Raw genomic sequence first — 22,460 nt, forward strand, 5'->3', positions numbered from 1 at the left:
ATCGCACCTGAAATTGGTCCAATGATTCAATGCCTTCACCGGCCGGTCAATGAACGGACGGTCACAGCTGCGACTTTTGCGGGCAGGTGTTGCCGATTGGCGACTCTTTATTAACCAATCACCCGCCCCGGGCCGAAGCGGGGCCAGCTAGGGGTTCTGCCCCGGACTGCCGTCCTTGCGAGCGAATTGCGGCCGCCAGCCGAACTCCTTCGTGGCGGCCGCGATGACCGGCGCGATATCCGTCGCGATCTGCGGCGAGCATGATTGCCCTGGCACCCGGAGACGGTCCGGCGCTCGATATGCAGCGTTTGCCCGTTGAGCTCATAGCGAGCTTCGAAGCTCGCGAGCGGCAGGCTCACATTGACGCTAGCGGGAATGTTCGTCGGGGTCCGCCCCTCAGGCAGGTGTAGATCGATGATTTGATCGTAGCTCTGCGCCTGGCACACGAAGTTCTGCCTGTGCTTTCCCTTGATGGCCTGGTCGAACGGGTTCAGGGCCGGAAGCAATAAACGCGGCCCCATCGGGATGGCACTCCGGTTGCCTTCGTCGCCGAAGAACTTGTTGGACAAATCATAAGTGGTCTTTACGACGAACGGCTCGCTGTGATCAGTCGCCGGCCGGACCTCGATATTGCCTGTGCCACGCCAGTTCTGCTTGCCAAGCAATTCCTTCGCAAGCACGTCGCCCCCCTTCAGGGCGACCTGGGTCATGACCCCGCGCAAGCTGGCGCCTGTCGCGCCCTGCGCTGCGACGGTTGCAGTGCCTTTGGCCGTCCCATCCGCTGCGAGGGTGACGTCGGCCGTGACCGTCAGTCGATTGCTCTCGGCGGCAAGTGGGGGCGTCCGCACCACGACGATGCCTTTGGTGCCGATCCGCAGCACGGTCTTGTCCGTCTCGACGCCCGGCAAGCTTGCGAAGGTAGAGGTGCTCGCAGTCGGATCGACGTAGTGGTCGAACTCGGGCAGCCACAGGATCACATGGTTGAACCACCCTGGGGTCGGCACCTCAAAGGCGCGATAGACCGGTAGCGTGGAAATCAGCGCGTAGTCCGCCTCGATGCCTTTGGCGGCCAGGAGAGCCCGCATCAGCGTAACGTGATCCTTGCAGTCGCCGTACTTGTTGGCGAGCACGCTTGCCGCATCGTGCGGCACGAAGCCGCCTTGCCCGAGGAAGATCGAGAAATAGCGCACATTCTTCGAGACCCAGTCGAAGATGGCGCGCGCCTGCTCGCGGCGATCCGTGATGTCCCTGGTGAGGTCCTCCGCCACCGTCTTCAAGTCCGGCGTCGGCTTGCTCATGGGGGCCGCGCCGTCCAGAAACCCCTGGCCGATGGCCTGCCAGCTGCCGTAGCTCGAAAGAATGAGATACGGGCTGTGATCGATGGCCGCGGTCGCGCCGGGCTCATCGGCCTGATAGGTCTGTGGTCCAAGCGTCCATGACACGACCCGGCGCTCGCCCTTCTCTTCTGACAAGCGAGCAAAGCCGTCCGACTGTTCCGCGACGGCAAGGCTCTTGGGCGCATCAAGCGTGATTTCCACATTTTCGAAACGGCCCGAGGGCGGCACGACGTACGTCGCGCTGAACCCGCCCGAGATGCCGTGCTGGCGTTCGCGGCTGTGCGTTTTGTAATGAAGGCTATCGCCGACGGCGACGTCGGGGAAGACAATGGTGCGGTTCCTGACATCCGCCTCGAAGATACCGAGTTGCGACGCGTTCGGGAGATTGGAGGTGAGAATCTTGTCCGCGGGAACGTCGATGCGGCGCCCGTCGGCCTTGACGGTCGTCGCCTCGATGATCTCGAGGTTCGCGAAGTGTTCATTGACCTGAAGCGTGATCTGGCCAAACGCGGTGACAGCCACTTCGGAGCGGATCGCGACATCGACCGTCGATATGGTTTCGAGGAGATCGCCGGGCAGCACCGTCAACGCCATCGACACGCGTCGCGAGAACGGCGCTTCGTCAGCCAAGGCTGGGGCAACGAGGGCAGACGTCAGGGTGATTGCGACGACGACATGCAGTCCTACGCCGATGTTCATCGTTCGCCGCCCGCCAGCCCCTTTTCGGAATGCCACGGCCGCGCGAATTCGTGGCCCGATCCGATCAGTCACTCTAACGAGCGCATTTCTTCCGCACAATCATTGGGTGAGTCAACCGGATTCCCGACCGACCCACCCACCAGCGTCGCGTGCCGCGCAGACGACGGCGGCTTAAGCCTTGTCCGGCCCGACCCGGACGAGTTGCTTACCGAAATTGGCGCCCTTCAGGAGCCCCATGAAGGCGCCGGGCGCGCTGTCCAGCCCCTCGGTGACGAACTCCTTGTACTTGACCTTGCCCTCGCGGACCCAGGCGGACATGTCGCGAAGGAAGTCGCCGTGGCGAGCCGCAAAGTCGCTGACGATGAAGCCGCGGAACGTGAGCCGCTTGGTCAGGATCGCGCGCATCATGCTGCCTGCCCATTTCGGCGGCTTGGCCTCGGTGTCGTTGTAATGCGCGATCAGGCCGCAGACCGGCACGCGCGCGAAGGCATTGAGCTGCGGGAAGACCGCCTCGAACACCGCGCCGCCGACATTCTCGAAATAGACGTCGATGCCCTTCGGGCATGCGTCCTTCAGCCTGGCAGCGAGATCGGGATCGCGGTGATCGATGCAGGCATCGAAGCCGAGCTCTTTGACCACGTAGTCGCACTTGTCCTTGCCGCCGGCGATGCCGACCGCTCGCGCACCCTTGATCTTCGCGATCTGGCCGACGGCCGAGCCCACCGCGCCCGAAGCGCCGGCGACGACGACGGTCTCGCCGGCTTGCGGCTTGCCGATGTCGAGGAGGCCCGTATAAGCCGTCATGCCGGGCATGCCGAGCACGCCGATCGAGGTCGAGATCGGCGCCAGCTTCGGATCGACCTTGATCAATCCCTTGCCGTTCGAGATTGCATGCGTCAGCCAGCCGGCGCGCGTGCGCACGATGTCGCCCTTGGCGAAAACGGCATTGTTGGAGGCCGTCACCTCGCTGACCGTCTCGCCCTCCATCACGCCGCCGATCGGCACCGGCGCGGCATAGGACGGGCCTTCGCTCATGCGTCCGCGCATATAGGGATCGAGCGACAGCCAGATCGTCCGCAACAGCACTTCGCCTGCGCCCGGCGTCGGGACTGCGAATTCCTCGATACGGAAATCAGACGGCTTGGGCTCGCCGACAGGACGTGCAGCGAGAACGATGCGCTTGCCTTGGGACATGATGGCTTCCTCATTGTTGTATTCGTCATTGCGAGCGAAGCGAAGCAATCCAGTTCAGTCAACTCAAAAGGACTGGATTGTCTCGTCGCTTGCGCTCCTCGCAATGACGACGTTGAGGCATGCCCGCCCACACTGTCAGCGTCATCGCCCGCGGAAGGCGGGCGATCCAGTATTCCAGAGACAGCGATGGGATACGGAGAAGCCGCGGAGTACTGGATGCCCCGCCTTCGCGGGGCATGACGGCGGTGCGTGGGGGTGAGCGCGCGTAAACTTACGCGCGCCGTGGAATGACAGGGAGAGCCCTAACCCCCGCCCGGATAGTTCGGGGACTCGCGCGTGATGGTCACGTCGTGGACGTGGCTTTCGCGCAGGCCCGCGCCGGTGATGCGGACGAACTGTGCCTTCTGGTGCAGATCGTTCATGTCGCGCGCGCCGACATAGCCCATCGCGGCGCGCAAGCCGCCGGCGAGCTGGTGCATGACGTTGCCGACCGGGCCCTTGTAGGGCACCTGGCCCTCGATGCCTTCAGGCACGAGCTTCAAGGTGTCCTTGATGTCCTGCTGGAAGTAGCGGTCGGCCGAGCCGCGCGCCATCGCGCCGACCGAGCCCATGCCGCGATAGGCCTTGTAGGAGCGGCCCTGCCACAGGAAGACCTCGCCTGGCGTTTCATCCGTACCGGCGAGCAGCGAACCGACCATGGCGATGTCGGCGCCAGCTGCCAGCGCCTTCGCAAGGTCGCCGGAGAACTTGATGCCGCCGTCGGCGATGACGGGAATGTCGGCTTTCTTCGCCGCTTCCACCGCATCCATGATCGCGGTGAGCTGCGGCACGCCGACACCGGCGACGATGCGCGTGGTGCAGATCGAGCCCGGGCCGATGCCGACCTTGATGCAGTCCGCGCCCGCGTCGATCAGCGCCTGCGCGCCGTCTTCGGTCGCAACGTTACCGGCAACGACCTGCACCGAGTTGGAGAGACGCTTGATGCGGTTGACGGCGTGGAGCACGTGACGGGAGTGGCCATGCGCGGTGTCGACGACGACGAGATCGACGCCGGCGTCGATCAGCCGCTCGGTGCGCTCGAAGCCGGTATCGCCGACGGTGGTGGCAGCAGCGACCCGCAGGCGGCCGTGCGCGTCCTTGCAGGCGAGCGGATGGGCGACCGCCTTCTCCATGTCCTTCACGGTGATCAGGCCGACGCAGCGATACTGATCGTCGACGACGAGCAGCTTTTCGATGCGATGCTTGTGCAGCATCCGCCTCGCTTCATCCTGGCCGACATTCTCGCGCACCGTGACGAGATTTTCGTGCGTCATCAGCTCTGAGACTTTTTGCCGGCGGTCGGTCGCAAAGCGCACGTCGCGATTTGTGAGGATGCCGACCAGCTTGCCCGGCGTGGTCTTGCCGGCCCCGGTGACGACGGGAATGCCGGAGATGCCGTGATCGCTCATCAGCTTGAGCGCGTCGTCCAGCGTGGCATCGGGGCTGATGGTGAGCGGGTTCACCACCATGCCCGACTCGTATCGCTTGACCTGCCGCACCTGGGCGGCCTGCCCCTCCGGATCGAAATTGCGGTGGATGACGCCGAGGCCGCCGGCCTGCGCCATGGCGATCGCCATGCGCGCCTCGGTCACGGTGTCCATGGCGGAAGCCATGATCGGAATGTTGAGCGGAATGGCGCGGGTGACGCGCGAGCGGATATCGACCTCGGAGGGAAGCACGTCCGACAGGCCCGGCTTCAACAGCACGTCGTCGAACGTAAAGGCTTCGCGAATGCCTTGAAGTTGCACCGTGGCCATATGCCAACTCCTTCCTGCGGCCGTGCCGCAAATGCTTATGGATGAGCGCCGCCCTCGGCGTACCTTGCGGCAGCACCGTCGAATCGGAGCCCATCGGTGGGGTTGACGCCGGTCGATAGCACGGCCGGGTGACGAATCAAAGCAATTCGGTCCGATTGCCAGCCATGCACAGGCTTTTTTGCGCCTTTTAGCGCGGATAACCCGGCGGCGGGCCGTGCTGGCGGATCGCGTCCACGACCTCCCGGTGCCGCCGGTCCTCCCGCTTCATGTGAACCGCGATGACGGCATGCGCCGACGGGACCAGCAGCAAAACGTGGAAAACCAGGCCGAAAATCACGCAAACCACGCACAGGACGAGGTTGAAGATCGCCGAGAACGGCTGCCCGTTCAGGAGCAGCCCGATCGGCGGCAGAAGCGCGGCAAGGATGTAGATCATCGCGGGATCTCCAGCACACGGTGAATCCCGGACACAGTCGGGGTCGCACCGTCACGCAGGATTTAGGTGCTATGCGCGGTTCCGCAATGGTCTCGGAGCAGCGACGGTGTTAAGCCGCATCGCTCACCTTTCCCTTCTGATTTCCATTAAATATCCGTCATGTCGGTCAACAAGCAACGCGTGATCCCGCTGATCGTGGCGACCGCCCTGTTCATGGAAAACATGGACTCGACGGTGATCGCGACATCCCTGCCCGCGATCGCCGCCGACATCGGCACGAGCCCGCTGACGCTGAAGCTCGCGATCACCTCCTACCTGCTCTCGCTTGCAGTGTTCATCCCGGCGAGCGGCTGGACCGCGGACCGGTTCGGCGCGCGGCTGGTGTTTGCGATCGCCGTGGGCGTGTTCATGGTGGGCTCGGTCGGCTGCGCGCTGTCGGGCTCGGTGACCGACTTCGTGTTCGCGCGCATCCTCCAGGGCATGGGCGGCGCGATGATGACGCCGGTCGGGCGGCTCGTACTGCTGCGCTCGATCGACAAGAGCGATCTCGTCAACGCCATGGCCTGGGTCACCGTACCCGCACTGATCGGTCCCGTGGTCGGCCCGCCACTCGGCGGCTTCATCACCACCTATGCGTCCTGGCACTGGATCTTCCTGATCAACCTGCCGATCGGTCTGCTCGGCATCTTCATGGCGCTGCGCTTCATCGATCCGATCAAGAGCGAGGCGCAGGAGCCGTTCGATCTCAAGGGCATGATGCTCGCGGGCATCGGGCTTGCCGGTATTGCCTTCGGTCTGTCGGTCGCGGGCCTCAACCTGTTGCCCTGGAGCACGGTGCTGGCCCTGATCGCGGGCGGCGCGATCTCGATGACGCTGTACGTCATTCATGCGCGGCGCACGGGATCCCCGGTGCTGGACTTTTCGCTGCTGAACCTTCCGACGCTGCGCGCGGCCGTCATCGGCGGCTTCATGTTCCGGCTCGGCATCGGCGCACTGCCGTTCCTGCTGCCGCTCCTGATGCAGATCGGCTTCGGGCTGACGCCGTTCCATTCGGGCCTCGTGACCTTCGCCTCCTCGCTCGGTGCCATGGGCATGAAGACGCTCGCTGCCCGCATCATCCGCGCCTTCGGCTTCCGCAACCTGATGACGGTGAACGCGATCATCAGCGCGTTCTTCCTCGGCGTGTGCGCGCTGTTCACGGTGACGACCCCGCTGCTGATCATCATGGTGATCCTCGTGGTCGGCGGTTTCTTCCGCTCGTTGGAGTTCACCGCGATCAACACGGTTGCCTATGCGGACGTCGAGGCCGCGCAGATGAGCCGCGCCACCACGCTCGTCAGCGTCAACCAGCAACTCGCGGTCTCCGCGGGCGTCGCGGTCGGCGCCTTCTCGGTCGAATCGACGATGTGGTGGCGCCACGTCACTGAGATCGACGCCACCGTGTTCTGGCCCGCTTTCATCGTGGTGGGGCTGACCTCGGCCGCGTCGGCCTGGTTCTTCTGGCAGATGCCCCGCGATGCCGGCCACGAGATTTCCGGCCGCAAGGCGGTCGAGATCGCCAGCCGCAAGGGCGCGGCGAAGAGCGCGGCGAGTGCCGCCGTCAAGGCTGCGACCGAGGATACGCAGGACATGCGGGATCAGCGGCTGGGGTGACTCCTCCCTCGTCATTGCGAGCGCAGCGAAGCAATCCAGAATCTTTCCGTGGATGCAGTCTGGATTGCTTCGCTGCGCTCGCGATGACGGAGCCTGTGGCCACAGGGCGCCCTGGCAAAACTCCGGAAAACAACCCCATGCCAAAGTAGCAGGGAGCGCCGAGACGACACCCTGCGTCTTTTCCGAAATCGCTTGACGCGTCGGGCGAATCACTGGCAATATGCGATCGTGGCGCAATTCGCGAGGGGGCGCCTTTAGGCCCCGCCCGAAGGCGGCGTTCAATTGGGCGTACGCTCATAAAACGAGATGCCTGGTGCCGACGCGCCTGATGTCCGCTTGTTCACTAACAGCGGCGGAATAGCGGAAATCGCCGGAGGCTTGCCGCCGTCTTCACGTGGCCCCGAACTGATCAAATTTCAGACATTCATCAACGCCCATTGATATTTGTGCACTATCCCAAACGGCTAGAGTGCTGCGATATGGTGAGCCACCGATAAATGGACGGTTTCGGCGTGAATGAGCTTCCTACGCGCAGCTCATCTCTCAGCAATTGCGTTTTGCACCCTCGTAAGTTGCCGTCTCAGGTCCCACCGAATTCCAGATGCTCGCGATCGAAACTTCTATTCCTGCCGCTGAGACCGCGACCGAGTTGGTCGATTTCAAACGCGAACACCGCCCCTCACCTGGTCTGTCGGGAATGCTCGCCGCGACGGTGGCCGCCGTGATCGCAGCCGCCTTCGGCGTCATGCTCTGGTTTGCCGACGGCTACGAGACGAAATCGGAACCCGTGTTCGTGGCGGCGAGATGCGGCTCGTCAACGGCGAGCTCTCGACCGCGTTCGACCGCGGCGGCCGTTTCGCGCTGGCGCTGGCCGAGGTCACGGCGCGGCGTACGACGATCCGCCAAGCGCTCGCCGCGCGCGACCGAGCCGAATTGATGCGCCAGTCTGCGGAGACATTTGCCCATCTGCGCCAGCAGGCTGGCGTGCAGATCTTCGGCTTCCAGGACAAGGACATCCGCTATTTCCTGCGCGTCCACAAGCCCGATCAATTCGACGACGACATCTCCGGATTTCGTCCGATGATCGTCGCCGCCAATCGCACCGGTCGCTCGCAGGTCGGGCTGGAAATCGGCGTTGCCGGAATCGGCCTGCGCGGGGCGACCGTCGTCGAACAGCAGGGCGTCATGGTCGGAACCGTTGAAGTCGGCCTCGATCTCAAGCCTCTGATCGAGAGCGTCAAAGCAACCTCAAACGCCGACATCGCGATCATCGTCGTTCCCTCTCTCGCAGGCATCGCGCTCGATCCCAATCTGCCTGCCTTCGGCGACCTCGTGCTGGCTATGTCGACCGACGACCGGCTGTTCTCGTCGCTGTTGAAGACGATGCCGCTGCGTCCGGCGCATGACAGCGTGGCAGCTTCGCCGACGATCGACGGCCGTCGCTACGACCTGATTACGCGTCCGCTTGTCGATTTCAGCGGCCGCATGATCGGCTTCTCCATCGCGCTCAAGGCCGACTACGGTATCGAACTCGGACGCTCGCGCACCGAGTTGCGCGTCATCGCGATCTGCGGCGGCATCTGCGCTTTCCTGGCGTTCGCACTCTTGTTCCGCGCCACGTGCGCGCGCGGCAGGTCACGCCCATGAGACCGTTCGCCGGCATCCTGAGCGTGATCCTGACGCTGTTCTGCCTCGCCTCGACGCCAGCGGAGGCCGTTCAGACCGAACTGCCAACGGGAGCACAGCTTCCCGTGCGGGTGCGCGTCGCGGTGCGGATCCTCAAGGTGCTCTCGATCAAGGAAGTCGTCGGCGAAGGACGCCTGTTCGTCGAAGTCACGCAGCGCTGGACCGATCGTCGGCAGGCCTTCGATCCCGTCGCGATAGGCTTCGGCCGCCTCGACCGCACCGGCGCGGGAGCCGACGAATATCTGAAATCGATCTGGACGCCTGGCCTCGAAATCGAGAATCGCATCGGCGAGCCGGAGGCGCGCACCGTGGCCACGTCGACCTATGCCAATGGCGAGGTGATGCTCATCGAACGCTACGAGGCGCGCTTTCGCTTCGGCCTGAACCTCAACGCTTTCCCGTTCGACCGCCAGGATCTCACGCTTTCGTTCTTCCTGCCGCGCCATGCGGCGCAGGACGCGATCCTGGTTTCCACCGAGTCCGATCGGGACATCTCCGGGATCGAGGATACGACCGCCTCGGTCGACTGGCGCGCCGCCGGCCTGCGCTTCGCGAACCGTGATGCGATGGGATGGAACGCCCGCAGCTATTCCAAGCTCGACGTGACCATGACGCTCGCACGGATCTCGACGCATTATCTGCTGCGCATTTTCGTGCCGATCATGGCCGTGCTGGCCGTATCCGTTTTCGTACTATGGGCACCGGATCTGGCGTCCAAGGACAAGGGCAGCCTGATCTTCTCGTCGCTGCTCGCGCTCGCCGCCATCAGCTTCACGTTCGAATCGAGCTTTCCGGGCTGCATTTCGCTCAACACGCCGGTCGCCCAAATCATCTCCCTTGGTTACATGTACCTGATCGTGGTCCTGATCGTCGACATGTCATTGGACACGCTGTCGCGTCGCGCGCAAGCGGTGAGTGGAGCCGTGATCGATGAACTCAGGCAGCAGATACGCTGGGCGCTACCGTGCATCATGGCTGCCATCTGCATCGGCGCGGCGGTGCGGGCGATCCCGGCCTGATTCAGCCGCAAGCGCGACCAGGCGCTCATCGGTCTCGGCTTCGAGCTGCAGGTGGACCGGGCGCGCCCGCGAGATCAACGCGCATTGATGGTGGATTCTCCCACCTTCACCTAACAGACCTCAGTCGATCCCAGACACGTAAGACGTCGAGTCGCGCGGATTTGCGGCAGTTGATGGGCCGCGCGTCCCGATCAGTGCGGGTGCCCGCGCCGAGACCAGTCTTCGGCCGGGATCCGAAAAGGTGGGGCTGGGACATGATCTCTTTTGACTTGGACAAGATTGCACGCCGCGGCCATATTCGGTTCGGGTACACATGGCTCGCCGCCGTGCTGGCGGCCTTCTCGTTCTTCGCCATCGATGGCACCGCCCACGCCCAGCGAATACTGCCGAGCGGCACGGTCGGAACGGTGTACTCCCAGTCCGTCACCGTCTACACGGACGCTCTATCATGTACGCCGCAGCCATCTAACTTCACTTTCCCTGGCCTCACCCCCGTACAAAGCGGCACCTCCCCAACGTGCGCCTTCACGTTGACCGGGACTCCAACTGCGGCGGGCACATACACCGCCGCGTATAACTTCGTGGATGGAACGGACACCTATCCTGCTGACGCGGCTGGCTTTTCTGTGTTCTACCAAATCACCATCAACAAGGCGTCGCCGACGCTGTCCCTGTCGCCATCATCCTCCTCCGTGGTCTACGGCAATGCGCTGACACTGACCGCCACGCTCGCCAATGGGGTCTCGCCCAGTGGAACGGTCACGTTCTTTGACGGCAGCACCGCGATCGGATCGGCGTCGGTATCAGGCAGTTCGGCAAGCCTTTCGATCACTCTTTCGGTCGGCTCGCATACGATCACGGCGAGCTATGGCGGCGACTCCAATCACAACGCCGCCTCGACGACCAGCACGACCAGCGTGACAGTGGTCCAGGCCACGCCGTCGATCGCGCTCAACGCCTCATCCTCCTCGGCGAGCTACGGCGCCTCGGTCGCGCTGGTCGCGACGATGTCAGGCGGTGTCACGCCGAGCGGCACCGTCTCCTTTTACGAAGGCTCGACACAGCTCGGCAACGCGACGATCTCCGGTTCTACCGCGATCCTGATGCTGTCGTCGCTATCACTGGGCTCGCACACGATCACGGCAACCTATGATGGGGACACCAACAATGCATCGGTGAACTCGAGCTCAGTCACTGTGGCCGTCGGTCAGGACACTCCGACGGTCACCTTGACCGCGTCCTCGACGGCCATGGCCCCCAGCACCTCGGTCACGCTGATCGCGACCATCAGCAGCGGTCGCTCGCCGACAGGATCGGTGACTTTCTACGACGGTTCCACCTCGCTCGGCACCGTCACCGTCTCCGGATCGGCCGCAATCCTGTTCGTCTCCTCGCTTTCGGGAGGATTGCATGCGTTCAGGGCGGTCTATGGCGGTGACAGCAACAACACCACTGCGATATCCAGCACGGTCTCGCTGTCGGTCGGCTCGGCCACCCCGACGATCTCAGTCTCGAGCTCAACGACGTCGCCGGCTGCGGCACAATCGGTGACCTTGACCGCGACGCTGTCGGGCGGAAGCTCGCCGACTGGCACCGTCACGTTCAAGGACGGCACGACGGTTCTCGGCACCGCCACGGTCTCGGGTGCGATCGCAACGCTTGCGACCCCGGCCCTGGCGATGGGCACGCATGCGATCACCGCCACTTACGGCGGCGACGGCAACAATGCCGGCGCGACCTCGAGCGCAATCACGCTGACGGTCGGACGGTCCGATCCGACCGCGAGCAGCACCGTGCGCGGCCTGATCGGCTCGCAGGTGTCGAGCGCCGTGCAGTTCGGCCAGACCCAGATCTCCAATATCTTCAGCCGCTTTGAAGCGCTGCATGACGAGGACGATGGCGGCGGCGCTTCCGGCCTAGCCGGCGCCTCCGGCTCGTCACAAGTGGGATCTGGCGCGAACGGCAACACCGCGTCCGGCGGCGGAGCCGGCCGCACTGCCAGCTCTTTGGACAGCCAGGCCAGCGCGGGCCCTGCCCTCGGCTATGCCAGCGAATTGCTCCTTGGCACTTCCCTGACGAAGCAGAGCGATGAGGGCCGCGCCGTCAACCAGTTTGCCGCAATGCTGCCGCAGGCCGTCGAGTCCCTCAACAAGACCAACGTGCTCCCATTTCACGTCTGGGCCTCCGGCACCGTCGGCTTCGGCCGGCTGCGCAGCGACGACAGTTTCGACAACCGCTTCACCTCGTCGGGCGTCACGCTCGGCTTCGATCGGCGCATCGCCGACGGCCTGAAGCTCGGCGCGGCCTTCGGTCTCGGCTTCGACCATAGCGACATCGGCAGCGACGGCTCGCGGATCGACGCGCGCAACTTCGATGCCGCGATCTATGCGAGCTGGCGCTTTCGGCCGCACACCTATCTCGACGTCGCCGGCGGCTACGGCACGCTGCGATTCGATAGCAAGCGCTGGTCCGGCGACGGTAACGTTATGCTCGCGGGCGCGCGCACGGGACGCGACGTGTTCGGTACGGTCGGTGTGACCCACGTGTCCAAATGGGACGGCTGGAAGATCTCGTCCTATGGCCGTCTCGATATCGTCAGGGCCGCCCTCGACGGCTATAGCGAGACGGGCTCGAGCACGTGGGCGCTGACCTACGACAGCATGAACACCACGAGCGTCGCCAGCGTCATCGGCGGCCGCCTCGCTTATCCGATGCTGCAGAGCTGGGGCGTGCTGACGCCGACAGCCCGCGCGGAATGGCGCCATGCCTTCGACGGCGGATATGCTCAGACGCTGAACTACGTCGATCTCGTCGGCCTCGCCTCCGGCTATACGCTCAGCGGCACCTCGACCTCGCGCGACACCCTCACCGGCGGACTTGGCTTGCGGGCCGGGGTCGGTGGCGCCCTCAGCCTCGATCTCGAATATCTCCTGACGAGCTCCGTCAGCGGCATCGAAAGCCAGCGGGTGCGCGGCGCGGTGAAGTACGGCTTCTGATGCCGGGAAGCGGCCGGAGCGAACCTGCCACGCAAAGCGGTCAAGGCATGGCTGCAATAAGATCGGCGTCACGAAGGTGCGCGTACCCCCAGTCGTTCGGCGAAGCGGATCAGGTAACCATCCGGATCTTGAACGAGAAATTCACGCTGTCCGCACTCTTGGTCACCCACCCGATACCAAGCATCGTTCGGTTGCTCATAGAGCGGCCAGTCAGCATCGCTTAGAGCGTTCAGGATAGGCTCGATGCGATCGACGACGATCTGAAGATTGATGCCTCGTCCAAACGGGCGCTGCATCTCAGCCGTCTCCCAACGCCCGTTCAATTCGCAGAGCATAACTTGCAAACGTCCCCTAACGAGATATGCAAATCGAGCAACCGGGCGGTCGTAAGCGACTTCGAAACCAAGTAGATCTCGCCAAAACGACAAGCTGTTTTGAATGTTCGAAACGCCGAGTTCGGGGACAAGATCGGCCCAGCCGTCGCGCGGCGCGCTCCCTGTACTATCGGAGGTCGCGCGAGAGCCAGGGTCTGAAAGCGACGGTTTGGACATTTTGACGTCGTTAGGTGTCATGATCCCTGCAGACAAGCTATCACGTCTGTATGCGAAGTGCGGCGTGACAACGGGTGAATGACCGTCGCGTCCTAATTGCCACCCCGAAATCCCGTCGCCAGCACGTAGCGCTCCGACGAATCCTGCCTACTCGCCGCCGGCTTCACGTGACGCACGGTGGCAAAATCGCGCTTGAGCTGCGCGAGCAGGTCGGCGTCGGCGCCGCTCTGGAACGTCTTGGCCAGAAACGTCCCGCCAGGCTTGAGCACATCGCAGGCAAAGGCCGCTGCGGTCTCGACGAGGCCGACGATGCGGAGCTGGTCGGTCTTGCGGTGGCCGGTGGTATTGGCGGCCATGTCGGACATCACTATGTCGGCGCCGCCGCCCAGCATCGCGGTGAGCTTGTCCGGCGCCTCGTTGTCCATGAAATCGAGCTGGGCGAAGTCGACGCCGGGGATTTCCGGCATCTCCAACAGATCGATGGCGACGACCTTGCCCTTGCCGTCGACGGAGCCGACGCGCTTGGCCGCGATCTGGCTCCAGCCGCCCGGCGCCGCACCGAGATCGACCACGGCCATGCCGGGCTTCAGAAGGCGGAATTTGTCGTCGATCTCGAGCAGCTTGAACGCGGCGCGCGAGCGATAGCCTTGCGCCTTGGCCTTGGCGACATAGGGATCGTTGAGCTGGCGCTCGAGCCACAGCTTTGACGACAGCTTGCGCTTGCCGCCGGTCTTGACCTGGACGTGCAAGCGGCCGGTGGTGTCCTTGGCCATTTCACCAGCTCCTGAGCGCGCCGTCCTCGCGCATCATCTCGACCAGCATGCCTTCGCGAAGGCCGCGGTCGGCGACGCGCAGGCGCGGCAGCGGGAAGGCGCGGCGGATGGCATCGAGGATGGCGCAGCCGGCGAGCACGAGATCGGCACGCTCGATGCTGATGCAATTGTTGCTGGCACGCTCCGCATAGCTCATGCCGAGCAGCTTGTTGATGGTCGCGGCGATGTCGGCATCATCCATCCAGATGCTGTCGACGCGGCGGCGATCGTAGCGCGCCAGATTGAGGTGAATGCCGGCGAGCGTCGTCACCGTGCCCGAGGTGCCGAGCAGATGCATGTCGGCGAGATCGCGGCCGTGCTCCTCGGCAAAGGGCGCGACATGCCGGGCGACCTCCTCTTCCATCGCCGCGTAGGTCTCGCGCGTCACGTCGCGGCCACCAAAATGCTCGGCGAGCGTGACGACGCCAAGCGGAATCGACATCCAGGCCTTTGTGCGCGGCTGGGGATTCTCGTCCGTGGGGTCGCGCTCGATCCGCACCAGCTCGGTCGAGCCGCCGCCGATGTCGAACAGGATCGCGCCGCGCCCCCTGGGATCGACCAGCGGCGAGCAGCCGAGCACGGCGAGCGCGGCCTCGGTCTCGCGGTCGATCACCTCGAGCTCGATGCCGGTCTCGGCGGCGACGCGGCTGCGAAAGCCGTCCGCGTTCGACGCGGCGCGGCAGGCCTCGGTGGCGATCAGCCGCAGCCGCCGCGCTTTACGCAGCTCGATCTTGTCGCGGCAGATGCTGAGCGCCGCGATGGCGCGCTCGATCGCGGCCTCGCTGATGCAGCCGGTGGCCGAAACGCCCTCGCCGAGCCGGATGATGCGCGAGAAGGAATCGACCACGCGAAACCCCTCACTGGTCGGACAGGCGATCAGCAATCGGCAGTTATTGGTGCCGAGGTCCAGCGCCGCGTAGACGCCGGTTCCCGACATTTGCGCAGGGGCGGCCGGTTCGACGGCCAGCGCCGCCGTGGCCATCGCCCCGAGCTCTCCGTGCGGCGCAAGGCCGTCGCGGAGCCTCGTGTGGTCATTCATACAAACTGTCTTTCCACGGCCCCGAAAGGGCCGATCCGGAATTGCTTTTTCGCCCGAAACTTTAGCAGCGCGTGGGCCCCGCGCAACAACCCATCACAATGGGACCATGCCTATTCGTGCGTTGTCGTGAACGGGCCCGTGCGTTATCTGAACGGGGTCCGGTCCTTCCGCCGCCCGCGAAACCCGCGCAAAAGCCGGCTTTTCAGGTCATTTCCATGCAAGAACACACCAAATCGTCCTCGCTCGAAAACGCTATTGCACTGCAAAAAAACGGTGTCGGACAGCCGGTCCGGCGCAAGGAGGACGACACGCTGGTCCGCGGCATGGGCCGCTATACCGACGATTTCAACCTGCCCGGCCAGGCCTATGCCGTGATCGTTCGCTCGACCCACGCGCATGGCGTGATCCGCGGCATCGGCACCGAGGCGGCCAAGGCAATGCCGGGCGTGCTGGGGGTGTGGACCGGCACGGACCTTAACGCCGCCGGCTATGGCCCGTTCACGTGCGGCCTGCCACTGAAGAACCGCGACGGCTCACCCCTGCTCCAGACCAACCGCCAGCCGCTTGCGTCCGACAAGGTCCGCTTCGTCGGCGATCCCATCGCCTTCGTGGTAGCGGAGACGCTGGCGCAGGCGCGCGACGCCGCGGAAGCCGTAGAGGCCGACATCGAGCCCCTGCCCGCGGTCACCGATCCCGAGGAAGCCGCGCAGGCAGGCGCGCCGCAGCTTTACGACCACATCCCGGGCAACGTCGCGCTCGACTATCACTTCGGCGATGCCGAGAAGGTCGAGGCGGCGTTCGCCAGCGCCGCGCACGTGACCAGCCTCGACATCGAGAACACCCGCGTCGCCGTGGTCTCGATGGAGCCGCGCGTGGGGCTCGCCTCCTACGACAAGAAGACCGAGCGCTACACCATCCAGGTGCCGACGCAGGGCGTTTCGGGCAACCGCGCCAATCTCGCCAAGAACCTGAAGGTGCCGAACGAGAAGGTGCGCATCCTCACCGCCAATGTCGGCGGTTCCTTCGGCATGAAGAACATCAACTACCCCGAATATATGTGCATCCTGTTTGCGGCGAAGACGCTGGGCCGTCCGGTGAAGTGGACCGACGAGCGCTCGACGAGCTTCCTCTCGGACAGCCACGGCCGCGCCCAGAAGATCCACGCCGAGTTGGCGCTGGATGCCGAGGGACACTTCCTCGCAGCCAAACTCTCCGGCTACGGCAATCTCGGCGCCTACATCACCGGCGTCGCGCCGAGCCCGCTTTCGCTCAACACCGGCAAGAATTTTTCCAGCGTCTACCGCACGCCGCTGATGGCAATCGACATCAAGACGGTGTTGACCAACACCACCTTGATGGGAGCCTATCGCGGCGCCGGCCGCCCCGAGGCGAACTACTACATGGAGCGGCTGATCGACCGCGCCGCCGACGAGATGGGGATCAGCCGGCTGACCTTGCGCAAGCGCAACTTCATCAAGCCGAACCAGATGCCCTTCCCGGCCTCCTCCGGCGTGACCTATGACAGCGGCGACTTCCAGGCCGTGTTCAACAAGGCGCTGGAGCTGTCGGACTATGAGAGCTTCTCCAAGCGCAAGAAGGAGAGCAAGAAGAGCGGCAAGCTGCGCGGCATCGCCATCGGCTCCTATCTCGAGGTCACCGCCCCTCCCGGCGTCGAGCTCGGCAAGATCGTGTTCGCCCCCGATGGTACGGTGCAACTCATCACCGGCACGCTCGACTACGGCCAGGGCCACGCGACGCCGTTCACGCAGGTGCTGTGCGCGCAGCTTGGCGTGCCCTTCGAGAGCGTAAAACTCGTGCAGGGCGACAGCGACATCGTCCACACCGGCAACGGCACCGGCGGCTCGCGCTCGATCACCGCCAGCGGCATGGCGATCGTTGAATCCTCCCGCCTCGTCATCGAGAAGGGCAAGCGCGCCGCGGCGCATCTCATGGAGGCGTCCGAGGCCGACATCGAGTTCGCCGACGGCCGCTTCACCATCGCCGGCACCGACCGCAGCATCAACATCATGGACCTGGCCAAGCGCCTGCATGACGGCAAGGTGCCGGAGGGCGTGCCCTCTTCGCTCGACGTCGACCACACCACCGAACCGGTGCCATCAGCCTTCCCGAACGGCTGCCACGTCGCCGAAGTCGAGATCGATCCGGACACCGGCGTGGTGGAGATCGTGCGCTACAGCGCGGTGAACGATTTCGGTACCGTCATCAACCCGATGCTGGTCGAGGGCCAGCTCCACGGCGGCGTCGTCCAGGGCATCGGCCAGGCGCTGATGGAGCATGTCCGCTACGACGAGAGCGGGCAGCCGATCACGGGATCGCTGATGGACTACGCGCTGCCGCGCGCAGAGGACGTTCCGTTCATGAGCGTCGGCGATCACCCGGTGCCGGCCAAGAGCAATCCGCTCGGCACCAAGGGCTGCGGCGAAGCGGGCTGCGCGGGCAGCCTGTCGACGGTGGTGAACGCAGTGGTCGATGCGCTCTCCGACTACGGCATCAAGCACATCGACATGCCGCTGACGCCGGAGCGCGTGTGGCGGGCGATTCAGGATGCGAAGGGGACGGCGTAGGGGGAGGCTCGCTGCCTCGTTACCCTCCGCTGTCATCGCCCGGCTTGACCGGGCGATCCAGTACGCCGCAGCTGTGGTAATAGATCTCGATGTCTCTGGAAGACCGGATGCCCCGCCTTCGCGGGGCATGACAGCGAGTGAGAGGCACCTGCCTGCCCCTTCCCACCTTACGCCGCCGCCTCCTCGCGCGGCTGGTAGATCGCGGTGTGCTGACAGTGCGCGAGTGGCGTCTTGCCGTTGGCGACGACGAGCGAGTCGAATTCGACGAAGCGGTGGCCCTTCTTCTCGTAGTTCGCGGTGACCTCGGCTCGCGCGGTGATCTGGTCGCCGGCGCGCGTAGCCGACAGCAACTGCATGCGGCTGCCGACGTGGATCCATGGACCCAGAATTGTGTTGTCGACGAGCACGCGGTTCATGACGCGCTGAATCAGACCGGGATGACCAAGTCCTTCCCGCGCGAATATCGCATCGGTTTCCCTGACCTCGGCGAGATACTCTGTAGCCGCCTTTTCCGTCCAGCGGTGTGGCGCGGTGCCGAGCCATTTACCGACCTCGAAGGTGGCCGGATTGACGGGCTTGCGCTCGGCGGCGGCGGGGACCTCGACATAGTCGGCCAGGGCGACCGCTGGCGCAGACTCGGATAGCGACGCCGTTCCCGTCGCGCAGAGTTCGCCGCGCGAAAACACCTCGATGGTGAGCACCCCGTTGTGCTCGACCGCATCGACATCGGCCGTCTCACCGTCATAGACCGGCTTGATAAAGCGCGCCTCGATCAGGCCACGGGCGAGAAAATCCCGCTCCCAGCGGGCGACCGGCACGTGCATCATGTAGGCCATGACGTCGACGCCGGGGACCAGCCCCCCGGAAAAGCCGAAGCGGCGCGCCACGGTGTCGTCGTGCATCTTGTTCTCGGATTGCTTGGCGGTGTTGTAGGCCTCAACACGGTAGGTTTCGAGCCGGGTTGGCATGCTGTCGCCTTCGCCCTGATTTTTGTTGCTTCAGAGCCCGATCGTAGGGCGTCAGGAACCCCGGTCAATCCCCTCGCCTTTGGGCGGCGAATGCGGTACCACGCGGCCGATGACGAGCCCCCCAGCCACGCCCCGCATCTATGTCGACGCCGACGCCTGTCCGGTCAAGGACGAGATCTATCGCGTCGCTGCCAGGCACGGCGTGCCCGTGAGCGTTGTCGCGGGCAATTTCATCCGCGTGCCCCAGGACCCGCTGATCGAGCGCGTCGCAGCGGGCGCCGGGATGGACGCTGCCGACAACTGGATCGCAGAGCGGGCCGGTGACGGCGATATCGTGATCACCGCGGACATCCCGCTCGCGAGCCGCTGCGTGAAGACGGGTGCCGACGTCATCGCGCCGAACGGCAAGCCGTTCACCGAGGAATCGATCGGCATGACGCTCGCGGTGCGCAACCTGATGACGGATCTGCGCTCGGCTGGCGAAGTCACCGGCGGCCCGAGATCGTTCGCGCCGCGCGATCGCTCGGCCTTCCTGTCCGCGCTGGACCAGACCATCCGCCGCATCCAGCGCCGCCGCGCCGAGCAGGCCGCAACGTTCAAGGGCTGATCATGGCGCCGCCGCTGATCCAGCTGAAAGACATTCGCCTCACATTCGGCGGCACGCCTCTGCTCACGAGCGTCGAGCTCAACGTCGCACCAAGCGAGCGCGTCTGCCTGATCGGGCGCAACGGCTCGGGCAAATCGACGCTGCTCAAGATTGCGGCCGGTCTCGTCGAGCCGGACGGCGGCACGCGTTTTGTCCAACCCGGCGCCACGATCCGCTATTTGCCGCAGGAGCCGGATTTCGGGGCTCACACGACGACGCTCGCTTATGTCGAGGCGGGGCTTGCGCCCGGCGATGACCAGCATCAGGCTCGTTACCTGCTGGAGCAGCTCGGGCTCACCGGCGAGGAGACTCCGGCCAATCTCTCAGGCGGCGAGGCCCGCCGCGCGGCACTGGCGCGGGTGCTGGCACCCTCGCCCGATATCCTGCTGCTGGACGAACCGACCAACCACCTCGACCTCACCACCATCGAATGGCTGGAGCAGGAGCTCGACAGCCGGCGCAGCGCGCTGGTGCTGATCAGCCATGATCGCCGCTTCCTCTCCAACCTCTCGCGTTCGACCGCATGGCTGGACCGCGGCAGGATCAAGCAGATCGATCGCGGCTTTGCGTCGTTCGAGGCCTGGCGTGACGAGGTGCTGGCCGAGGAAGAGCGCGACCAGCACAAGCTCGACCGCAAGATCGTCGACGAGGAGCACTGGCTGCGCCACGGCGTCTCGGGCCGGCGCAAGCGCAACGTCAAGCGGCTCGCCAATCTGCATGCGCTGCGCGCGCAGCGGCGCAATTATCGCGGCACGGCCGGCAGCGCCAATCTTGCTGCGGCCGAAGCGGAAGCCTCCGGCAAGCTGGTGATCGAGGCCAAGGGCATCACCAAGGCCTATGGCGAACGCAGGATCGTCGAGAACTTTTCCACCCGCATCCAGCGCGGCGACCGGCTCGGCATCATCGGGCCGAACGGCGCCGGCAAGACCACGCTGGTCAATCTTCTGACCGGCGGGACAGAGCCGGATTCCGGCACCGTGCGGCTGGGCGCCAACCTCGAGATGGCGACGCTCGACCAGCACCGCGAAAGCCTCGATCCCAAATCGACGCTCGCCGAAGCGCTCACCGGCGGCCGCGGCGACCACGTCATGGTCGGCGGCAAGCCGAAGCACGTCGTCGGCTACATGAAGGACTTTCTGTTTGCGCAGGAGCAGCGGGGCACGCCGCTCGAAGTCCTCTCGGGCGGCGAGCGCGGCCGTCTGATGCTGGCGCGCGCGCTGGCAAAGCCGTCCAACCTGTTGGTGCTGGACGAGCCGACCAACGATCTCGACCTCGAGACGCTCGACGTGCTCGAGGAGATGCTCGGCGATTACGAGGGCACGGTGATCCTGATCAGCCACGACCGCGACTTCCTCGACCGCGTCGTGACCTCGGTGATTGCGCCCGAGGGCAACGGCAAATGGATCGAATATGCCGGCGGCTACAGCGACATGCTGGCGCAGCGCGGCGCGGACCTGAAGCGCGAGCCGGTGAAGGCGCAGGCCCCTGCGGAGAAGAAGGAAGAGCGACCCGCCGCTCCGACGTCGGCACCAAAGCGGCGGCTGAGCTTCAACGAGAAGCATGCGCTGGAAACACTGCCGAAGAAGATCGAGAGCCTGCACACCGACATCGCGAAGCTGCAGCGCGTCCTCGATGATCCCGGTCTCTACGCCAAGGACCGAAAGAAATTCGACGATACGTCCGCAGCCATTGCCAAGGCGCATGAAGAACTTTCGGCTGCGGAAGACCGCTGGCTCGAACTCGAAATGCTCCGGGAAGAGATTGAACAGGCTTAAATCGTAGGATGGGTAGAGCGCAGCGAAACCCATCACGCAACGGGAATTGGTTCTGATGGGTTTCGCTTCGCTCTACCCGTCCTACGGGCCCAAAAAATAGAGAGATCATATGACCACGCCCCTCGCCGCCAAGATCGCCCGTGAATATGGCACGCCCTGCGCCGTCATCGACATGGACAAGGTCGAGCGCAACATCGCGCGGATCCAGAAGGCCTGTGACGACGCCGGCGTCGCCAACCGTCCGCACATCAAGACGCACAAGAACCCGACGCTGGCGAAGATGCAGGTCGCGGCGGGCGCGAAAGGCATCACCTGCCAGAAGCTCGGCGAGGCCGAGATCATGGCCAATGCCGGCATCGACAACATCCTGATCAGCTACAACCTGCTGGGCGAGGAAAAGATGGCGCGCTTGGGGGCGCTGCAGGCCAAGGCCAACATGACGGTCGCGGCTGACAACGCCACCGTGGTTGCGGGATTGCCCAAGGCAGCCGCGGCCTCAGGGAGGCCGCTGTCCGTCGTCGTCGAATGCGACACGGGGCGCAAGCGCGCGGGCGTCGAGACGCCGGCCGAGGCGATTGCGCTGGCGCGCGAGATCGCGGCCTCAAAGGGACTGCAATTCGCCGGCTTCATGCTCTATCCGACGGAGACCGGCTGGGCCGACGCGCAGAAATTCTATGATGAAGCGCTGGCCGGCGTGCGCGCCCACGGCCTCGATGCCGCGATCGTCTCGACCGGCGGTACGCCGAACCTTGTCAATATCGGCAAGCTGAAGGGCAGCACCGAGCACCGCTTCGGCACCTACATCTACAACGACCGCATGCAGGTCGCGGCCGGCTCCGCCACCTGGGACGACTGCGCGTTGCACATCTACTCGACGGTCGTCAGCCGCGCCGCGCCCGAGCGCGGCATTCTTGACGCGGGCTCGAAGACGCTGACCACGGATACCGGCGGGCTCGACGGCCATGGCCTGATTCTGGAGCATCCCGAGGCGAAGATCGCGCGCTTCGCCGAAGAGCATGGCTTTCTCGATCTCTCCCGCAGCAACACCCGTCCCAATGTCGGCGACGTCGTGCGCATCGTGCCGAACCACGTCTGCGTCGTCGTCAACATGATGGACGAGGTCGTGATGGTGCGCGGCGATGAGATCATCGGCACGCTGCCGGTGGCGGCGCGCGGGAAGTTGCGGTAGCGCGCGCCGCTTCCACGCTCGTCATTGCGAGGAGCGAAGCGACGAAGCAATCCAGACTGTCATCGCGGCGGGATTCTGG

The 22,460-nt window shown here is 64.8% G+C and carries 16 protein-coding genes; 8 read left to right on the top strand and 8 right to left on the bottom strand.

Going from position 1 to position 22,460, the window contains the following annotated elements; all coding sequences use genetic code 11:
* Nucleotides 1–110 precede the first annotated feature (110 nt).
* The 4 genes from NLN62_RS43355 to NLN62_RS43370 form a co-directional block, all read right to left on the bottom strand.
* A complete protein-coding gene (locus NLN62_RS43355) occupies nucleotides 111–2,036 on the bottom strand; it encodes a DUF3857 and transglutaminase domain-containing protein (RefSeq protein ID WP_254112767.1) in 1,926 nt (641 codons plus the stop codon).
* Between the two features lie 171 nt (nucleotides 2,037–2,207).
* Entirely contained in the window at nucleotides 2,208–3,230 is a 1,023-nt protein-coding gene (locus tag NLN62_RS43360; RefSeq protein ID WP_027526980.1) for an NADP-dependent oxidoreductase, read from the bottom strand.
* A gap of 302 nt (nucleotides 3,231–3,532) precedes the next feature.
* Nucleotides 3,533–5,026 (bottom strand): IMP dehydrogenase, encoded by a 1,494-nt coding sequence (gene guaB / locus NLN62_RS43365; RefSeq protein WP_027526981.1) that lies wholly within the window; start codon nucleotides 5,024–5,026, stop codon nucleotides 3,533–3,535.
* 187 nt (nucleotides 5,027–5,213) lie between these two features.
* Nucleotides 5,214–5,462 (bottom strand): hypothetical protein, encoded by a 249-nt coding sequence (locus NLN62_RS43370; protein ID WP_027526982.1) that lies wholly within the window; start codon nucleotides 5,460–5,462, stop codon nucleotides 5,214–5,216.
* Nucleotides 5,463–5,621: 159 nt separating this feature from the next.
* Between NLN62_RS43370 and NLN62_RS43375 the strand changes: the two genes are divergently transcribed.
* The 4 genes from NLN62_RS43375 (at nucleotide 5,622) to NLN62_RS43390 (ending at nucleotide 12,816) form a co-directional block, all read left to right on the top strand.
* Nucleotides 5,622–7,115, top strand: coding sequence for an MFS transporter (locus tag NLN62_RS43375; protein ID WP_035664468.1), 1,494 nt, complete (start codon nucleotides 5,622–5,624; stop codon nucleotides 7,113–7,115).
* An 804-nt stretch (nucleotides 7,116–7,919) separates the two neighbouring features.
* Nucleotides 7,920–8,762, top strand: coding sequence for a cache domain-containing protein (locus NLN62_RS43380; RefSeq protein ID WP_254112769.1), 843 nt, complete (start codon nucleotides 7,920–7,922; stop codon nucleotides 8,760–8,762).
* Nucleotides 8,759–9,820, top strand: a complete 1,062-nt coding sequence (locus NLN62_RS43385) for a neurotransmitter-gated ion-channel ligand-binding protein (protein WP_254112771.1) — start codon at nucleotides 8,759–8,761, stop codon at nucleotides 9,818–9,820. The genes NLN62_RS43380 and NLN62_RS43385 overlap by 4 nt, the downstream gene beginning before the upstream one ends.
* Before the next feature lie 254 nt (nucleotides 9,821–10,074).
* Nucleotides 10,075–12,816 carry an Ig-like domain repeat protein gene (locus NLN62_RS43390; RefSeq protein WP_254112773.1) on the top strand — a complete coding sequence of 914 codons (2,742 nt, stop codon included), beginning with the start codon at nucleotides 10,075–10,077 and terminating at the stop codon, nucleotides 12,814–12,816.
* A gap of 68 nt (nucleotides 12,817–12,884) precedes the next feature.
* Here NLN62_RS43390 and NLN62_RS43395 read toward each other — a convergent pair whose 3' ends face one another.
* From NLN62_RS43395 to NLN62_RS43405, 3 genes are all read right to left on the bottom strand, one after another.
* Entirely contained in the window at nucleotides 12,885–13,388 is a 504-nt protein-coding gene (locus tag NLN62_RS43395) for a VOC family protein (RefSeq protein ID WP_245288224.1), read from the bottom strand.
* Between the two features lie 71 nt (nucleotides 13,389–13,459).
* Entirely contained in the window at nucleotides 13,460–14,140 is a 681-nt protein-coding gene (locus NLN62_RS43400) for an RlmE family RNA methyltransferase (protein WP_027526987.1), read from the bottom strand.
* Between the two features lies 1 nt (nucleotide 14,141).
* A complete protein-coding gene (locus NLN62_RS43405; RefSeq protein WP_027526988.1) occupies nucleotides 14,142–15,218 on the bottom strand; it encodes a Ppx/GppA phosphatase family protein in 1,077 nt (358 codons plus the stop codon).
* Between the two features lie 215 nt (nucleotides 15,219–15,433).
* Between NLN62_RS43405 and NLN62_RS43410 the strand changes: the two genes are divergently transcribed.
* The gene (locus NLN62_RS43410; RefSeq protein WP_027526989.1) at nucleotides 15,434–17,803 is read left to right on the top strand and encodes a xanthine dehydrogenase family protein molybdopterin-binding subunit; all 2,370 of its coding nucleotides are present in this window, start codon (nucleotides 15,434–15,436) and stop codon (nucleotides 17,801–17,803) included.
* Between the two features lie 167 nt (nucleotides 17,804–17,970).
* On the opposite strand, the gene NLN62_RS43415 is transcribed toward NLN62_RS43410, so the two are convergent.
* On the bottom strand, nucleotides 17,971–18,771 hold the full coding sequence (locus NLN62_RS43415; protein WP_254112774.1) for a hypothetical protein: 801 nt from the start codon (nucleotides 18,769–18,771) through the stop codon (nucleotides 17,971–17,973).
* 109 nt (nucleotides 18,772–18,880) lie between these two features.
* On the opposite strand from NLN62_RS43415, the gene NLN62_RS43420 reads away from it, so the two are divergent.
* The 3 genes from NLN62_RS43420 (at nucleotide 18,881) to NLN62_RS43430 (ending at nucleotide 22,381) form a co-directional block, all read left to right on the top strand.
* The gene (locus NLN62_RS43420; RefSeq protein ID WP_254112776.1) at nucleotides 18,881–19,378 is read left to right on the top strand and encodes a YaiI/YqxD family protein; all 498 of its coding nucleotides are present in this window, start codon (nucleotides 18,881–18,883) and stop codon (nucleotides 19,376–19,378) included.
* Between the two features lie 2 nt (nucleotides 19,379–19,380).
* A complete protein-coding gene (locus tag NLN62_RS43425) occupies nucleotides 19,381–21,192 on the top strand; it encodes an ABC-F family ATP-binding cassette domain-containing protein (RefSeq protein WP_254112778.1) in 1,812 nt (603 codons plus the stop codon).
* A 109-nt stretch (nucleotides 21,193–21,301) separates the two neighbouring features.
* Nucleotides 21,302–22,381, top strand: a complete 1,080-nt coding sequence (locus NLN62_RS43430) for a D-TA family PLP-dependent enzyme (protein WP_027526993.1) — start codon at nucleotides 21,302–21,304, stop codon at nucleotides 22,379–22,381.
* The last annotated feature ends 79 nt before the right edge of the window (nucleotides 22,382–22,460 follow it).

The organism is Bradyrhizobium sp. CCGUVB23 (assembly GCF_024199885.1).
Lineage (GTDB): Bacteria > Pseudomonadota > Alphaproteobacteria > Rhizobiales > Xanthobacteraceae > Bradyrhizobium.